The sequence below is a fragment of the Halomonas getboli genome (assembly GCF_023094245.1).
Lineage (GTDB): Bacteria > Pseudomonadota > Gammaproteobacteria > Pseudomonadales > Halomonadaceae > Halomonas > Halomonas getboli.
Map to the genome: position 1 here is coordinate 106,374 of NZ_JALMEW010000008.1, position 15,043 is coordinate 121,416.

Here is a 15,043-nt window from a genome sequence, read left to right on the forward strand (position 1 = left end):
ATCGCTCGTCGGCCACGGCGCTTCACAGGCCCGGGAAGGCCATCGGTTCATACCCAATCCCAGCCACCAAATATCAGAGAAAAGTCGATGTCTCAGGACATCGGCTTTTTCGTTCGCCGATTGATAAGCCCCATCGTCGGGCTCGGCTCTTCACAACCCCGGAAAGGTCATCGGCTCATTTTCTCTATAACAGCACGCTGCCCCAGCCAAGCAACAGCAACAACGGAAAGAGCCAGCGACACTGGCGATCGAAGCGCAGCGCGGCCGCCTCGCGATTCGCCGTCACCAGCACTCCGGTAACGATCGCATTAAGGATCGCCAGGAATACCAAGATCGTCGCCCACACCACCAGTCGATCGGCGATGGTGAAGTAGCCGAGCCTGGGCAGATAGCCGGACATCGAGAACTGGAAGGCGATCAGGGTCAGCATCGAGGTGGCGCCGAGCCCGATCTGGAACTCGTAGCGCTGGGGCGGGACCCAGAAGATCGCCCAGGACATCATCACGATGAAGCCCATCGGCAGCACGATCTTGAACACGTAGTAGCTGGCGATCCGCTCGGCCTCGAGCGTCGCGGTGAAGATGCTGCGCTCCGCGTTGAGCGCCGGCACCGCCTCGATCGCCGCCGCGGTCTCGAGCCCGGTGATCCGCCAGCCTTCGATGTTGAGCCGCCGAGACAGAAAGGTGCGCTCCGGCATCGGCGTCAGCCTCAGCTGCTCGGGCCCCGACTCCATCGAGCCGATGCGGAAGTGGAACGCCTGATGATCGAAGGGAAAATCCTGCAGCGGGTGGTAGGTGGAAATACGTCCGCCATAGCGCTGCTGATAGACCACCCGCCCTTCGGGACCGATCACCACCTGATCGAGCAGATTGGCGCGTCGGGCGGTGAGCGAGAAGGAATTGAACAGCGTGACCTGCGGCCCCCACACCCGCGTGCGCTGAAAGCGACAGCCCTCCAGCCCCTCGAGCCGCGGGTCGACCCAGGCCAGGGTCAGAATGAAGTCGCCCTCGAGCTGCTGGTTGACGTCATCGATATCGAGCACGTCGACCACGCCCCAGCCCACCTCGACCGTGGTGGGCGGCCCGTCGGGCTGAGGGCGCTCATCGGTCGGAAGCTCCGGTAGCATACAGAGGCCGGGCGCCTCGGCGGCATTCGCGACGGCACAGCCCGCCATCAGCAGCAGCGCCAGACATCGGGCCAGCCAGCGTGGCCGCCGACACTCGGCCGAAGCGCCATGAACGACGAATCTCCCCACGTCGACTCCTCCCTGCCAGCGGCAGACGACAGCGTGCCGCTCGGGGGCACGGCGACGATCGTCTTCCTACCGGCAGCATAGCCGCCACCCGCACCGAGCGCCGCGTCCCCGGCGAGCGCCCACGGCCCTTGAAGTCGACGCCTCGGGCCCGCATCTACTGAGCAAACTCATTCCGTTCAAGGCCAGATCACCATGCCGATCGTCGATCCCCGTACCGGTGAGCCGCTCACCTCCGACAACCAGGCCGACGCCGCTTCCGGTGCCGCCCAAGGCGGCAGCCAGGTCGCCCAGCGCGATGACCTGATCATCGACGTCGACCGCAGCAACATCCAGCAGCTGCTCGAGACCTCCATGCAGGTGCCGGTGCTGCTCGACTGCTGGGCGCCCTGGTGCGAGCCCTGCAAGAATCTGATGCCGGTGCTGGAGAAGCTCACTCGCGAGTATAACGGCGCCTTCCTGCTGGCCAAGCTCAACATCGACGACAACCAGGACATCGCCGCCCAGCTGGGCGTGCGCTCGGTGCCAGACGTCAAGCTGATCAGCCAGGGCGGCCTGGTCGATCACTTCCAGGGCGCGCTGCCGGAGAAACAGATCCGCGAGTGGCTGGGCAAGTACTTCCCCGAGCCCGAGGGCGTGCAGCAGAGCCCCGAGGAGCAGGCCGCCGCCGCACTCGAGGCCGGCGACGCCGAGACCGCCCGCATGATCTACGCCGAGCTGGTCCAGCAGTGGCCGGATTACGGCCCCTACAAGGTGGAGCTGGCGCGTGCTCTGGTCGCCGCCGGCACGCCGGACGAGGCCCGCGCGCTGCTCGACGCCCTGCCGCCGGAGGAGCGTGACGCCGCGCCGGCCCGCGGCGTGCGCGCCAGCATCGAGTTCGGTGAGGAGGCCCCGTCCCGCGAGGCGCTGGCCACCCTGGAAGGGCGCGACGACAGTGAGGCCCAGTACCAGCGCGCCCTGCGCCAGGTGGCCGACGGCCAGTACGAGGCCGGCCTCGAGGCGCTGCTGGCGCTGATGAAGCAGGACCGCGCCTACGGCGACGATGCTGCGCGCAAGACCCTGCTGCGGGTCTTCGACGCCCTGGGCAACGACCATCCGCTGACCGTCGCCTACCGCCGCAAGCTGTTCGCCCTGCTCTACTGAGCCCGACACGGCCAGCCTGACGCCGCCGCCCTTCCCCGGAAGGGCGGCGGCGGCGCGTCAGGCCCCCAGCACGCCGTCCAACCGCGCCAGCGCCGCCTCCAGCTGGGTCGCGGTGGTGCCGAAGTTGAGCCGCGCGAAGCCCGGCCGGCCGAAGGGCGCGCCGTCGGACAGCGCCACACCTGCGCGTTCGAGCAGCGCCCGCTGGGGCGAGGCGGCGCCCTGCAGCGCCGGTGCCTCACGCAGGTCGAGCCAGGCCAGATAGGTCGCCTCGGGCGGCGTCATCGTCACCCCCGGCCAGCGGGCCACCCGCTCGACCAGCCGCGCCCGATGGTCGCGCAGGGTCTCGAGCAGCGCCTGACGCCAGGGATCGCCGTGACGATAGGCGGCCTCGGCGGCCACCAGGCCGAGCACGTTGCCGTCCGGCTGCAGCCCCTTGGCCATGGCCGCGAAACGGCGCCGCAGGCCGGCATCGGGAATCACCGCGCAGGCAGCGGTCAGCCCGGCCAGGTTGAAGGTCTTCGACGGCGCCCACAGCGTCAGGATCCGCTCGGCGAGCTGCGGATAAGCGGCGGCCAGCGGCCGGTGTCGCGCGCCCTCGTCGAGCATCAGGTCGGCGTGCAGCTCGTCGGAGACCACGATCAGGTCGTGGCGCTCGACCAGCTCGGCCAGGCCGTCGAGCTCGTCCTCGCGCCACACGCGGCCGGTGGGATTGTGCGGCTGGCACCACAGCAGCAGCCGGGTCTCGGGGGTGATCGCCGCCTCCAGGGCGTCGAGGTCCAGCCGCCAGTCGTCGCCCGGCGCCGCGGGCGGCCGCATCGCGGCCTGCTGGGCCAGGCGGCCGGTGCGCTCGGCCACCTGCAGGAAGGGCGGATAGATCGGCGTCACCGTCAGCACGCCGTCGCCCGGCTCGGTCAGCGCCAGGCTCGCCAGGTGCAGCGCCGGCACCACGCCCGGCAGCCACAGCTGCCAGCCGGGCTCGATAGCCCAGCCGTAGTGCGCGGCACTCCAGTCGCACAGCGCCTGGCGCAGGCCGTCCGACACCCGGCCGTAGCCGTAGACGCCGTGGTCGACCCGGGCGCGCAGCGCCTCGATCACCGCCGGCGGCGAGCGGAAATCCATGTCGGCGACCCACAGCGGCAGCACGTCCTCGCCGTACTGATGCCATTTCTGTGACGGCCAGTCGCCCTCGGGCGGGTGGCGTCGCTCCACGGGCGTGGCAAAATCGAACTCCATTGCGTTCCCTGCTCCCAGAGGCCATGAACAATGACTGAAACCATGCCGCAAGGCGGCTTCTATGCCAAGGTACGCCGCGGCCTGCCCGGCCTCATCGCCCGCTGGCAGGAGATCGGCCGCGACTCGCCGGATCGCCTGGCGCTGATCCTCGCCGAGACCGCCCGGGTGGCCAAGCTGGGCCAGCCGGAAGCCACGCCCGACGCCGCGACCCTCGACGCCTGGGCCGATCCCGAGGCGCCTGACGAGGTGCCGCTGTGGGCCGGCCGCACCGCACTGTTCCTGCTGGTGCAGATGCCGGCCCGCCCGCTGCCGGCCGACGACGCCGAGGCCTGCGCCTGGGCCTACTGCTGGCTGCGCAATCGCGACCCGGACAGCTACGAGGCCGCCCGCGACGCCCTGCCCGAGCACCTTCGCGAGCCGCTGGACGCCGCCCTCAAGGCCGCCTGGACGGATCGCCAGGGGCTCAGGCTGGTGTGACGCCCGCCCGCCACATCAGCGCCGGCGGGCGGCCTTCTTGGGCTTGAAGCCCGCCGGTTTGGTGGCCAGCCATTCGACGAAAGCACGAACCTCCGGATGCGCCAGCAGCGCCTCCCGGCTGCGATAATGCTCGGCCAGCTCGCGCTCGCCGAGCACCGCGTGGATATGCTTGTGGCAGGCGTGACACAGCCACAGGATCGCCGTCAGCCGCTCGGCGCGGTCGAAGCGACGCCGATAGCGCGCCTTGCCGTGCAGGGCGCGGGGAATCAGATGATGCTTGGTCAGCGGCGACGCCCGGCCGCACAGCTCGCAGCCCTCGGGCCGGGGCGGCGGCGACAGATCGTGTTCGGCCATGGCTTTCTCCACGACGATACATGCCCCTAGGATAAGGAAAATCACATGGACGTTCCGCTTACCTGGCAACTGGCCAAGCTCGCGGTCTCGATCGGCGTGGTGCTCGGCCTGTCGATGATCGCCGAACGCGTCAGCACCCGCGTCGCCGGGCTGCTCTCCGGCTATCCGCTGGGCACCGCCATCGCGCTGTTCTTCATCGGCCTCGAGCTCTCGCCCGCCTTCGCCGCCGAGAGCGCGGTGCACACCCTGGCCGGCTTCACCGCGACCCTGGCGCTGGGCGGCGGCTACCTGCTCGGCGGCCGTCGCGACGGCCTGGCGGGTATCGTCCTCGGCACCCTGACCGGGCTCGCCTGCTGGCTGGCCACCAGCCTGGTACTGACCCGGATCGACTTCGATCGCGTCACCGGCACCCTGACGACGCTGGTCGCCATCGCCGTGTTCAGCTGGCTCTATCGCCGCGTGCCGGACATCAAGGCCAGCCCCAAGGGCGGCTTCTCCTGGCCCGCCCTGGCACTGCGCGCCGGCCTCGCCGCGGGCATCATCTTCCTGATCACCGGCCTCGCCCACGTGGTGCCCTCGGCCTGGGCCGGGGTGATGGCGGCCTTCCCGGTGACCATGTATCCGTTCCTGGTGATCCTGCACCTGACCCAGGGCGCCGCGCCCACCGCCACGGTGATCAAGCACTACCCCGCGGGGCTGGGCTCGCTGCTGTGGTACGCGCTGGTGGTCTCGCTGACCTATGACAGTCTCGGCCTGTGGCCGGGCACGCTGCTGGGCTTCGCCGCGGCCACGCTGTGGCTGCTCGGCTGGACTCGGCTGCAGCGCCTGTGGGCCGAGCGGCGCGCCGCCGCGGCCCGCTCCTGACGACACCGTCCTGGTGATGCCTTCCTGACGTCACGCCGGAACGCAACGCGGCCGGGAGGCGTTCGTCGCCTCCCGGCCGCTGTCTTTATCCACGCGTTAGGCGGTCACGGCGCGGCGCCTCAGGCGCCCCTCCACGCGATGCGACATCGTCACGTTGCCGATCATCTCCAGCTCCCCGCCCTGCTGGCGCGCGGCACGCTGCCAGTCGTCCAGCAGCTCGGCGCAGGCGTGATCGATATAGCGCAGCTGGCCGATGCACAGGCGCAGGTGGGTGTCCGGGCTGACCTCGCCCAGCAGCCGCGCCAGCCTGGGCACGCTAAGGAAGGTCGCGGTACCCCGCAGGCGCAGCTCGACGCCGCCGTCCTCGCCGGTCTCCCAGCGGGCGCGCAGCCGGGAGGCGCTCCAGGCCAGCTTCAGCAGCGTCAGGGCGAAGCCCACCAGCACGCCGGTCAGCAGGTCGGTGCAGACGATGCTCAGCGCCGTGGCGAGATAGATCAGCGGCGGCGTGCGGCCGTAGCGGCCGAGATGGCGGATCGCCCCGACGTCCACCAGCCTGGCACCGGTGTACACCAGCACCCCGCCCAGGCAGGCCACCGGGATGCTCTGCAGCACGCCGGGCAGCACCACCACCAGCGCCAGCAGCCACAGGCCATGGAGGATCGCCGACAGCCGCGTACGCGCCCCGGCCTGGACGTTGGCCGAGCTGCGCACGATCACCCCGGTCATGGGCAGCGCCCCGAGCGCGCCGCACAGCATGTTGCCGACGCCCTGGGCCGACAGCTCGCGGTCGAACCGCGCGCGCGGCCCGGCATGCATGCGATCGACCGCCGCCGCCGACAGCAGGGTCTCGGCGCTGGCGATGAAGGCCATGGCCAGGGCGGCGACCAGCAGACTCGGATCGGCCAGCGTGCCGAGGTCCTGCCAGCCGACCCAATCGATGGCCTGGCCGAGATCGTCGGGCAGCGCGACCCGGTCGACCGGCAGCGTCCAGCCGATGCTGGCCAGGGTGACCAGCACCACGCCGATCAGCGCGCCGGGCAGGAAGCGCAGCGGCGCCGGCCGCAGGCGCTCCCACAGCCACATGATGGCGATGGTGGCGACGCCGACGGCCCCCGCGACAGGGGATCCGCTGCCGTTCACCTGCCGCACGGCGTCCCAGGCGGCGCCGGGAAAGGCGATCAGATTGGCCAGCCCCGAGGCCTGCGGCTCGGCGTCGAGCATCACGTGCAGCTGCGACAGCACGATGAGGATGCCGATCCCCGCCAGCATGCCGGATACCACCGCCGGGGCGACGATGCGGAACCAGCCGCCGAGGCGCAGCACCCCGGCCAGGCACTGCAGGGCGCCCGCCAGCAGCAGCACCGGGCCCAGCGCCGCCAGGCCGTGGCTGTTCACCAGGTCGAACACCAGCACCGCGAGCCCCGCCGCCGGCCCGCTGACCTGCAGCGGCGCTCCGGCCAGCAGGCCGACGACCAGGCCGCCGACGATGCCGGTGATCAAGCCCTTGGCGGGCGGCACCCCGGAGGCGATGGCGATGCCCATGCACAGCGGCAGGGCAACGAGAAACACCACCACGGAGGCCAGGGCATCGCGTGACAGGAAACGAAAGAGGGTCATGAGCTTTCTCCACATCCCATGTGAATCAGAAAGACGACGGCGTCGGGCCGATCGCGGCTCCGCCCGCGTCCCGCGGCGTCGAAGCTGGCGTCCTGCCACGCTAGAAGAGCCCACCTTGCCGGAGGCTGACGACGCCGTTCACGCTGGGTTCATGTCACCATTGACCAAGCGCTTGCTCGGCGGCGATGCTGAAAGGCCGGCCATGACCGACGAGGAAGCCCATGTTCACGCGCACCATCGAGCCCGCCTTCTACGACACCGACGCCCTGGGGCACATCAACAACACCCGCCTGCCGGCCTGGTTCGAGCTGGCGCGCAACGATCTGTTCAAGCTCTTCACCCCGAACCTCGACCCGGGCCGCTGGCGGCTGATCATGGCGCGCATGGAGATCGACTACCGGGCCGAGCTGTTCTACGGCCACGACATCGAGATCCGCACCTACCTCTCCCGCCTCGGCAACAGCTCCTTCACCGTGACCCAGGAGGCCTGGCAGTCCGAGCGGCTGGCCAACCTGGGCCATACCGTGCTGGTCCACTACGATCATCAGGCCAAGAGCGCGGTGCCCATCGAGGGCGCGCTGCGCGAGGCGCTGGCCGCCCATCTGCAGGACACGGAGACCCAGCCCGCATGACCCCCGCCATCAAGGCCCTGGAAAAGGCCGGCGTGGCCTTCGAGACGGCCAGCTACGAACACGATCCTCGCCGCCCCGCCTACGGCGAGGAGGCCGCCGAGGCCCTGGGCCTGCCCGCCGAGACGGTGTTCAAGACGTTGCTCGCCCGGCTCGACGACGGCCGGCTGGCGATGGCCATCGTGCCGGTCCCCGGCCAGCTCGATCTCAAGGCCCTGGCCCGGGCCGCCGGTGCCCGCAAGGCACAGATGGCCGAGCCCGCCGAGGCCGAACGCGCCACCGGCTACGTGGTCGGCGGCATCAGTCCGCTGGGCCAGAAGAAGCGCCTGCCGGCCTTCATCGACGCCAGCGCCGAGGCGCTCGAGCGCTTTCACGTCAGCGGCGGGCGCCGCGGGCTGGAGCTCGCCCTCGCCCCGGCCGACCTGGCGCGGCTGCTGTCGGCGAGCTTCGCGCCCCTGGCCCGGAGCTGAATCAGCATCTGAGCCGAATGCCGACGCCTGCGGTCCCAGGCGTATCCGCCTCACCGATCCCAAGGACGCTCCCATGGCCATCCGCTACGATCTCTGGCTCGATCCTGACGACGTCGCCCGCCACCGCGCCGTCGAGGCCGACCTGGAGAACTTCTTCCTCGAGCGCTTCGCCGACTTCCCGCATATCCGCTTGTTCGGGGCAGACCCCTACGATTATGATGCGCCCTTCAACCGCCTCTACGATGTCCTGATGGCGCGCGGCGGCGAGTACTGCGAACGGCACTGGCACTACGTGCCCACCCCCGAGCAGCTCAACCGCACCTTCTTTCGCGCCGTGGGACGCTCGACCAAGTTCATACGAGACGACCCCGACGATGGTGATTCGACCTGACATCCTGCCCGACGAGCGCCAGCTTGCCGTCATCGCCGCACAGCTCGGCCGCGCGCCCCGCGGCATCGAGGCCCTGGCCGCCACCGACGGCGAGGGCACGCCGCTGGTGCTGCGCATGGCGCCCATCGTCGACGACGCCCCCTTCCCGACGCTCTACTGGCTGAGCGACGAGCGGCTCAAGATCGAGCTGTCGCGCATCGAGGCCGCCGGCGTGATCAAGACCCTCGAGGCACGGCTGAAGGAGGACCCCGAGTTCCTGGCCGCCTATCACCAGAGTCACGAGGACTACGTGGCCACCCGCTGGAACACCATGAGCGAGGCCCAGCGCGCCGAGGTCGAGCGCCGCGGCTACGACGACGTGCTGCGCCGGCGCGGCATCGGCGGCATCGCCAACTGGGACCAGGTGCGCTGCCTGCACACCCAGTACGCCCACCACCTGTGCGGCCACAACGTCATCGGCCAGTGGGTGGACGCCGAATACGGCGTCATCGACCTGCTGCCCTGAGCGGCCGGCCGAGCGCTGGAGAGATCACACGAGGGCGCCTGACGGCGCCCTTCTTGCGTCGGCCCGCCGCCGGCGAAACGCATCAAGGAGGACACCATGTCGAGATTCTGCGTCTACCTGGGCTCGCGGGACGGCCACGACCCGCGCTTTCTCGCCGCCGCCCGGACGCTGGGCGAGGCGCTGGCCCGCCGCGGCCACTCGCTGGTCTACGGCGGCGCCCGCGTGGGCATGATGGGCGAGCTGGCCAACAGCGTGCTGGCGGCCGGCGGCGAGGTGGTCGGGGTGATGCCGGATCACCTGGTGGAGCGCGAGCAGGCGCACCTGGAGCTGACCCGGCTGATCCGCGTGCGCAACATGCACGAGCGCAAGGCCAGCATGGCCGCCCACTGCGATGCCTTCATCGCCCTGCCCGGCGGCATCGGTACCCTGGAGGAGCTGTTCGAGGCCTGGACCTGGCGCTACCTGGGGCTGCACGACAAGCCGATCGGCCTGCTCGACACCGCCGGTTTCTATTCGCCGCTGCTGACCTTCCTCGACAGCACCGTGGAACACGGCTTCCTCAACGCCCACACCCGCCGGGACCTGCTGGCCGCCGAGGCGCCCGAGGCGCTGCTCGACGCCCTGGAGGCGCGCCTCGCCGTGTGACACGACGTCGGGCCCCACAACGCAGACCGCCCGGCACGGGGCCGGGCGGTCGAGAGCGTCGCGAGGGCATCATCGCCGTCTCAGTCGGCGATCTCCAGCGTGCGCTGGTAGGTGAGCTGCAGCAGCAGGGCGTCTTCCCCGGCGCGGTGACGAAGGATGCCGCGCTCCTCGATGATCGCCTCCTTGATGTCGCTCCAGCGCGCCATCTGCGCCTCGCTGAGCAGCCGGCGCAGAGCCTCGAGGCGGAAAGCCGGCAGCATGCCGGCATGGTGGAAGAGCAGCGACAGCCAGGTGTTGTCGTAGCCCCAGCTGTCGCTGTAGGCCACGCCGATCTCGGCCAGCTCGTCGTTGAGCCAGCGCGCCACCTGACGCACGGGATAGCCCTCGCGCGCCAGGCGGCTGCGCGAGATGCCATGCAGGAGTTCCGCCTTAGGGTCCCAGTGCGTCCACTCTTCCAGGGGCTGGATCAGGAAGGCACAGGTGCTGCCGTCCGCGCGAGCCAGGCCGACCTCGATGGGGTAGCTACCGCGTCCGAATCCGGACGCTTCGATATCCAGCAGTGTCGGTAAGGTCACGGGCTGCTGAGTCCTTGATGATGTGGAGCCGCCCGTCATGGGAGGCCAGGATCACTGCCTCATGGGAGGCGCCATCATCCTAGTGTCGCGTCCCGGCTTCGCCGCTGTCCAGTGACGCGAGCGGCGCGGCGTTGCGTTCGGCCAGGGCTTCCCAGTGCGCGGTGCGTTCCGGGTCTTCCGGCAGCTCCAGCTCGCCTTCGCGGTAGGCGCGCGCCAGGCGCTGCGCCGCCAGGCGGTGCCCCGCCTCGCCGGCCCGGGCGTACCAGGTCACCGCTCGGTCGGCGCGATGCGGATACTGGGCGCAGCCGTGCTCGTAGATCTGCCCGGCCTGATACTGGGCGTGCAGATCGCCGCCCTGGGCGGCCTCGAGCACGTAGCGGGCGCCGCGTGCCTTGTCCTGCGGCGTGACGGCCCGCCGGAACAGCACATGGCCATAGAGCGACAGGGCGGCCGGATGACCGGCATCCGCGCAGCGCTGGAAGAGATGCATGGTCAGGCGCTGCGTGCGCGGCGAGCGTGGCAGCCAGCGGGTATGAAACAGCTGACGGGCCAGACGATACTCGAGCCGAGTGAACAGTGACGATGCCTGCGGCATGACAAACAACCTTGCGTCCTGGGGTCGGTTGATGACGTCGAGCACACTCCTGTGTCCGGCGTCCTGTACGGAAAAATCGGCCGCCTTGCGGGCTCCTCCCAGGCAGCGGATGCGCAGCATACGCCCGCCCCGGCGGTGACTCAACCCCTCGGCGTTTACGATATCGCTTCCCCGGCGCTACCATGCCAACGCACTGCCTGCCCTTGATAAGGAGAAACGGATGCAGACCCGCCCCCTGGGCCGAACCGGCCTCGACGTCAGCCGACTGTGCCTCGGCACCATGACCTTCGGCGAACAGAACACCGAGGCCGAGGCTCACGAGCAGCTGGACCGCGCCGTGGCCTTCGGCGTCAACTTCATCGACACCGCCGAGATGTACCCGGTGCCGCCCAAGGCCGAGACCCAGGGACTGACCGAGTCCTATGTCGGCAGCTGGCTCAAGGCGCGCGGCGCGCGCGACGATGTCATCATCGCCACCAAGGCCGCCGGCCCTGGCCTCGACCATATCCGCGGCGGCCCGCGGCTGACCCGAGAGCACCTGCACCAGGCCATCGACGACAGCCTGGCGCGGCTGCAGACCGACTACGTCGACCTCTACCAGCTGCACTGGCCCGACCGCCGCGCCAACTTCTTCGGCCGCCTCGGCTACGAACACGATGCAGAAGAGGACGCCACCTCGCTCGAGGAGAGCCTGTCGGCGCTGCAGGAGCTCGTGCAGGCCGGCAAGATCCGCGCCGTAGGCCTCTCCAACGAGACGCCCTGGGGCGTGATGCACGCCCTGCAGCTGGCCGAGCGCCAGGGCCTCCCGCGGGTGGCTTCGGTGCAGAACCCCTACAGCCTGCTCAACCGCAGCTTCGAGGTCGGCCTGGCCGAGATCGCCCACCGCGAGGACGTGGGCCTGCTGGCCTACTCGCCGCTGGCCTTCGGCAAGCTGTCCGGCAAGTACCTCGACGGCGCCTGGCCCGAGGGCGCACGCCTGACGCTGTACGAGCGCTTCCAGCGCTACAACAATCCGCAGGCCGACGAGGCGACCCGCGCCTACGTCGAGATCGCCCGCGAACACGGCCTCGACCCGGCCCAGATGGCGCTGGCCTACGTCAACTCGCGCTCCTTCCTGACCAGCAACATCATCGGCGCCACCAGCATGGCGCAGCTGGAGAGCAACCTGGCGAGCGAGTCGCTGCGCCTGGACGACGAGGTGCTGGCGGCCATCGAGGCCGTGCACCAGCGCATTCCCAACCCCAGCCCCTGAGCCTCGCCCTTCTGCCCCGGGCCTGTACCGGGGCTATGGCGCCGATAGCCCCGGCGCGGGGGCGCGCCTGATATACTCGAGCCGAATCTATCCAGGCACAGGAGCGCCCCATGCTGAGCGTGATCTCGCCCGCCAAGACGCTGGACTTCGAGACCCCGGCGACCACGTCCCAGGCCACCCAGCCCGATTTCCTCGACCGCAGCCGCGAGCTGATCGGCATCCTGCGCGACCTCTCGCCCCAGCAGATCGGCGAGCTGATGGGCGTCAGCGACAAGATCGCCGGCCTCAACGCGGCCCGCTTCGCCGAGTGGCAGACGCCCTTCACGCCGGACAACGCCAAGCCCGCCGCCCAGGCCTTCCAGGGGGACGTCTACGTGGGGCTGGAGGCCGCCTCCTTCGACGAGGGCGACAACGCCTTCGCCCAGGAGCATCTGCGCATCCTCTCCGGGCTCTACGGCCTGCTGCGCCCGCTCGACCTGATCCAGCCCTACCGGCTGGAGATGGGCACCAAGCTGGCCAATCCGGCCGGCAAGGACCTCTACGCCTACTGGAAGCCGACCCTGACCGCGGCCCTCGAGCGAGCCATCGCCGAGAGCGGCAGCAAGGTACTGGTCAACCTGGCATCCAACGAGTACTTCAAGGCCGTCGATGCCAGGAAGCTCGATGCACGGGTGATCACTCCGGTGTTCAAGGACGAGAAGAACGGCCAGTACAAGATCATCAGCTTCTACGCCAAGAAGGCCCGCGGCCTGATGGCGGCCTGGATGATCCAGCAGCGCCTCGACGATCCGGAAGGCCTCAAGGACTTCGACGTGGCCGGCTATCGCTACAGCGCCGCCGACTCCGAGGGCAATACCCTGGTGTTCTGCCGCGCCGAGCAGGACCGTCCCTGACCCTGTTTAATCGAAGAAGCGCAGCGACTGCGGAGAACGCGGCTTGAGGAAGCGGCGATGCACGTCCCTGAAGCGGGCATCGTCGCAGCGCTCGAGCCACTCATAGGCCGCCATGTCGGCGCTCACGGTCCAGGCGCCGGCCCGCTCGATCCGCCGCCGGGCCAGGGACGCCTCCTCGCGCCGCCGACTCACCGCGGCCTCCGCCAGCCAGAAGACCTCGTAGCCCGCCTTGCGAAGCCCGAACCCCGTCTGCAGCACGCAGACGTGGGCCTCTGCCCCGCACAGCACCACCTGATCTCGCCCGCTTTCCGCCAGCGCCGCGGCGAAGGCCGGGTCCCCATAGGCGTCGAAGCGGGTCTTCTCCCAACAACGAGCGCTGTCGAACGACAGACGCGGATCGCTCCTGCCCAGCCCCGCCGGATACTGCTCGGTCAGCCACACCGGCACGTCCAGCGCCTCGGCCACGCCGCCCAGCCAGTTCGCCTCGCGGACGGCCTGCTCACCGCCGTCCAGCACCGGCAGCAGGCCGGCCTGCAGATCGACGATCAACAGCAGGCTCTGCTCTCGAACAAGACGCATCGACGCTCCCCCTCAGGTAGACGGTGTCGGTGACCCGCTTAGTCGATAGAATGATGCCTTCACTTCTTCCCGGCGGGCTCTCCCGCCACATTCCTTGGAGACACACCATGCGTCAACTCTTCGTCATGCTGGTCGTCGGCCTGCTGGGCTTCGGCCTCGCCGTCGACCATGCCGACGCTCGTCGCCTGGGCGGCGGCAAGAGCTTCGGCAGCTATTCCCGCTCGGCGGACTCGCCGAGCATGACCGGCTCGCGCACCAACAGCACCGCCGGGGCGGCCACCCAGCGCAAGCCGTCCAGCGGCCTGTCGCGCTTCGCCGGTCCGCTGGCCGGCATGCTCGCCGGCGGCCTGCTGGCATCGCTGTTCTTCGGCGGCGCCTTCGACGGCCTGCGCCCCTTCGATATCCTGCTGATCGGCGGCGCCATCTTCCTGCTGTTCAAGCTCTTCGCCCGCAAGCGGCGCCCCGCCACAGCGACCGGCCCCGGCATGGAGGCACGCGAGTCTCACGAGCAGGCCCAGACTCAGCCGCAGGCCTTCACCGGTTCACTCGGCGGCGGCCTGGCCAAGGAGCCCGAGTGGTTCGACCGCGAGCGCTTCCTGGGCGGTGCCAAGGAGCACTTCATGACCCTGCAGCGTGCCTGGGATAACAACGACTTCTCGCTGATCCAGGACTACGTGACGCCCGAGCTCTACAACCTGCTGCGCACCGAACGCGACCAGCAGCCGGCGAACAACCGCACCGAGATCGTGCGCCTGTTCGCCGAGCTCGGCAGCATCCAGGAAGTCGGCACCCAGGCCGAAGCCACCGTGCTGTTCCACGGCATCATCGACGAAAACGGCGAGCAGAACGCCTTCAACGAGACCTGGCACCTGGTGCGCGAACTGCGCGAAGGCGCGCCCTGGCACGTTCAGGGCATCGAGCAGAACCCCGCCTGATAGACGTTCAAGGGATACGACGACAGACACCAAAAGGCCGGGCATACAGCCCGGCCTTTTGCCATCCAGCACCTTACCAACGGCTTCGTCATCAACGCCTCCAGCGCCCCCATTACTCTCTCGAGCCTCCAACGCCCGCGCCTCTCCTGGTTCAGTGTCCCATCACGCGAGGCCTGGTCGTCGCCGGCGTTTCTCGCTCCCAATGAGAAAAGCCCCGACCTCTGATGAGGCCGGGGCTTTCCGGGATAAGTGCCTGACGAGGATCCGGCCGGCGACCCGGAGGGCGGCTCCCGCGACTCTCCAGGGGAACTCCCCTTGTCTGCTATTTTTCGCCGGCCCAATGAGAAAAGCCCCGACCTCTGATGAGGCCGGGGCTTTTCGGGATAAGTGCCTGACGAGGATCCGGCCGGCGACCCGGAGGGCGGCTCCCGCGACTCTCCAGGGGAACTCCCCTTGTCTGCTATTTTTCGCCGGCCCAATGAGAAAAGCCCCGACCTCTGATGAGGTCGGGGCTTTTCCGGGATAAGTGCCTGACGATGACCTACTCTCACATGGGAACTCCCACACTACCATCGGCGCTGAGCGGTTTCACTGCTGAGTTCGGCAAGGGATCAGGTGGTTCCCGCACGCTATG

At 69.6% G+C, this 15,043-nt stretch carries 18 protein-coding genes and 1 rRNA gene; 11 read left to right on the top strand and 8 right to left on the bottom strand.

All coding sequences use genetic code 11. From position 1 onward, the window contains the following. Positions 1-184: 184 nt before the first annotated feature. On the bottom strand, positions 185-1,126 hold the full coding sequence (locus tag MYL53_RS15405) for a ligand-gated ion channel (protein WP_247854829.1): 942 nt from the start codon (positions 1,124-1,126) through the stop codon (positions 185-187). Positions 1,127-1,447: 321 nt separating this feature from the next. Between MYL53_RS15405 and MYL53_RS15410 the strand changes: the two genes are divergently transcribed. Next, a complete protein-coding gene (locus MYL53_RS15410) occupies positions 1,448-2,395 on the top strand; it encodes a tetratricopeptide repeat protein (protein ID WP_247854830.1) in 948 nt (315 codons plus the stop codon). 57 nt (positions 2,396-2,452) lie between these two features. Here MYL53_RS15410 and MYL53_RS15415 read toward each other — a convergent pair whose 3' ends face one another. Further along, positions 2,453-3,628, bottom strand: coding sequence for a MalY/PatB family protein (locus tag MYL53_RS15415; protein ID WP_247854831.1), 1,176 nt, complete (start codon positions 3,626-3,628; stop codon positions 2,453-2,455). Between the two features lie 42 nt (positions 3,629-3,670). Here MYL53_RS15415 and MYL53_RS15420 point away from each other — a divergent pair, with 42 nt between their 5' ends. Next, positions 3,671-4,105: a hypothetical protein gene (locus tag MYL53_RS15420; protein ID WP_247854851.1), complete on the top strand. Its 435-nt coding sequence runs from the start codon at positions 3,671-3,673 to the stop codon at positions 4,103-4,105. 15 nt (positions 4,106-4,120) lie between these two features. On the opposite strand, the gene MYL53_RS15425 is transcribed toward MYL53_RS15420, so the two are convergent. Beyond that, complete coding sequence (locus tag MYL53_RS15425) at positions 4,121-4,459, bottom strand: hypothetical protein (RefSeq protein ID WP_247854832.1); 339 nt, start codon at positions 4,457-4,459, stop codon at positions 4,121-4,123. A 45-nt stretch (positions 4,460-4,504) separates the two neighbouring features. Here MYL53_RS15425 and MYL53_RS15430 point away from each other — a divergent pair, with 45 nt between their 5' ends. Then, complete coding sequence (locus MYL53_RS15430; protein WP_247854833.1) at positions 4,505-5,323, top strand: hypothetical protein; 819 nt, start codon at positions 4,505-4,507, stop codon at positions 5,321-5,323. Between the two features lie 96 nt (positions 5,324-5,419). On the opposite strand, the gene MYL53_RS15435 is transcribed toward MYL53_RS15430, so the two are convergent. Beyond that, positions 5,420-6,940, bottom strand: a complete 1,521-nt coding sequence (locus tag MYL53_RS15435; protein ID WP_247854834.1) for a SulP family inorganic anion transporter — start codon at positions 6,938-6,940, stop codon at positions 5,420-5,422. 221 nt (positions 6,941-7,161) lie between these two features. Here MYL53_RS15435 and MYL53_RS15440 point away from each other — a divergent pair, with 221 nt between their 5' ends. The 5 genes from MYL53_RS15440 to MYL53_RS15460 all read left to right on the top strand — a co-directional run bounded on the left by MYL53_RS15440 (position 7,162) and on the right by MYL53_RS15460 (position 9,580). Then, positions 7,162-7,572 carry an acyl-CoA thioesterase gene (locus tag MYL53_RS15440; RefSeq protein WP_247854835.1) on the top strand — a complete coding sequence of 137 codons (411 nt, stop codon included), beginning with the start codon at positions 7,162-7,164 and terminating at the stop codon, positions 7,570-7,572. Next, positions 7,569-8,039, top strand: coding sequence for a Cys-tRNA(Pro) deacylase (gene ybaK, locus MYL53_RS15445; protein ID WP_247854836.1), 471 nt, complete (start codon positions 7,569-7,571; stop codon positions 8,037-8,039). Before MYL53_RS15440 ends, ybaK begins: the two co-directional genes overlap by 4 nt. Positions 8,040-8,112: 73 nt before the next feature. Continuing rightward, complete coding sequence (locus tag MYL53_RS15450) at positions 8,113-8,430, top strand: hypothetical protein (RefSeq protein WP_247854837.1); 318 nt, start codon at positions 8,113-8,115, stop codon at positions 8,428-8,430. Further along, positions 8,414-8,935 (top strand): DUF501 domain-containing protein, encoded by a 522-nt coding sequence (locus MYL53_RS15455; RefSeq protein ID WP_247854838.1) that lies wholly within the window; start codon positions 8,414-8,416, stop codon positions 8,933-8,935. Before MYL53_RS15450 ends, MYL53_RS15455 begins: the two co-directional genes overlap by 17 nt. 96 nt (positions 8,936-9,031) lie before the next feature. Continuing rightward, complete coding sequence (locus MYL53_RS15460; protein ID WP_247854839.1) at positions 9,032-9,580, top strand: LOG family protein; 549 nt, start codon at positions 9,032-9,034, stop codon at positions 9,578-9,580. An 80-nt stretch (positions 9,581-9,660) separates the two neighbouring features. Here the strand turns inward: MYL53_RS15460 and MYL53_RS15465 are convergent, their stop codons facing one another. Continuing rightward, on the bottom strand, positions 9,661-10,155 hold the full coding sequence (locus MYL53_RS15465; protein ID WP_247854840.1) for a hypothetical protein: 495 nt from the start codon (positions 10,153-10,155) through the stop codon (positions 9,661-9,663). A gap of 79 nt (positions 10,156-10,234) precedes the next feature. Next, positions 10,235-10,750 (bottom strand): tetratricopeptide repeat protein, encoded by a 516-nt coding sequence (locus tag MYL53_RS15470; protein WP_247854841.1) that lies wholly within the window; start codon positions 10,748-10,750, stop codon positions 10,235-10,237. A gap of 220 nt (positions 10,751-10,970) precedes the next feature. Between MYL53_RS15470 and MYL53_RS15475 the strand changes: the two genes are divergently transcribed. Together MYL53_RS15475 and yaaA are read left to right on the top strand one after the other, a co-directional pair. Beyond that, positions 10,971-12,002, top strand: a complete 1,032-nt coding sequence (locus MYL53_RS15475; protein WP_247854842.1) for an NADP(H)-dependent aldo-keto reductase — start codon at positions 10,971-10,973, stop codon at positions 12,000-12,002. Positions 12,003-12,112: 110 nt separating this feature from the next. After that, positions 12,113-12,895: a peroxide stress protein YaaA gene (yaaA, locus tag MYL53_RS15480; protein WP_247854843.1), complete on the top strand. Its 783-nt coding sequence runs from the start codon at positions 12,113-12,115 to the stop codon at positions 12,893-12,895. Between the two features lie 6 nt (positions 12,896-12,901). Here the strand turns inward: yaaA and MYL53_RS15485 are convergent, their stop codons facing one another. Continuing rightward, positions 12,902-13,474, bottom strand: a complete 573-nt coding sequence (locus tag MYL53_RS15485) for an isochorismatase family protein (RefSeq protein WP_247854844.1) — start codon at positions 13,472-13,474, stop codon at positions 12,902-12,904. A 107-nt stretch (positions 13,475-13,581) separates the two neighbouring features. On the opposite strand from MYL53_RS15485, the gene MYL53_RS15490 reads away from it, so the two are divergent. Further along, positions 13,582-14,409: a Tim44 domain-containing protein gene (locus MYL53_RS15490; protein WP_247854845.1), complete on the top strand. Its 828-nt coding sequence runs from the start codon at positions 13,582-13,584 to the stop codon at positions 14,407-14,409. 528 nt (positions 14,410-14,937) lie between these two features. Here MYL53_RS15490 and rrf read toward each other — a convergent pair. Then, a 5S ribosomal RNA gene (gene rrf, locus MYL53_RS15495) occupies positions 14,938-15,043 on the bottom strand; the annotation flags it as partial.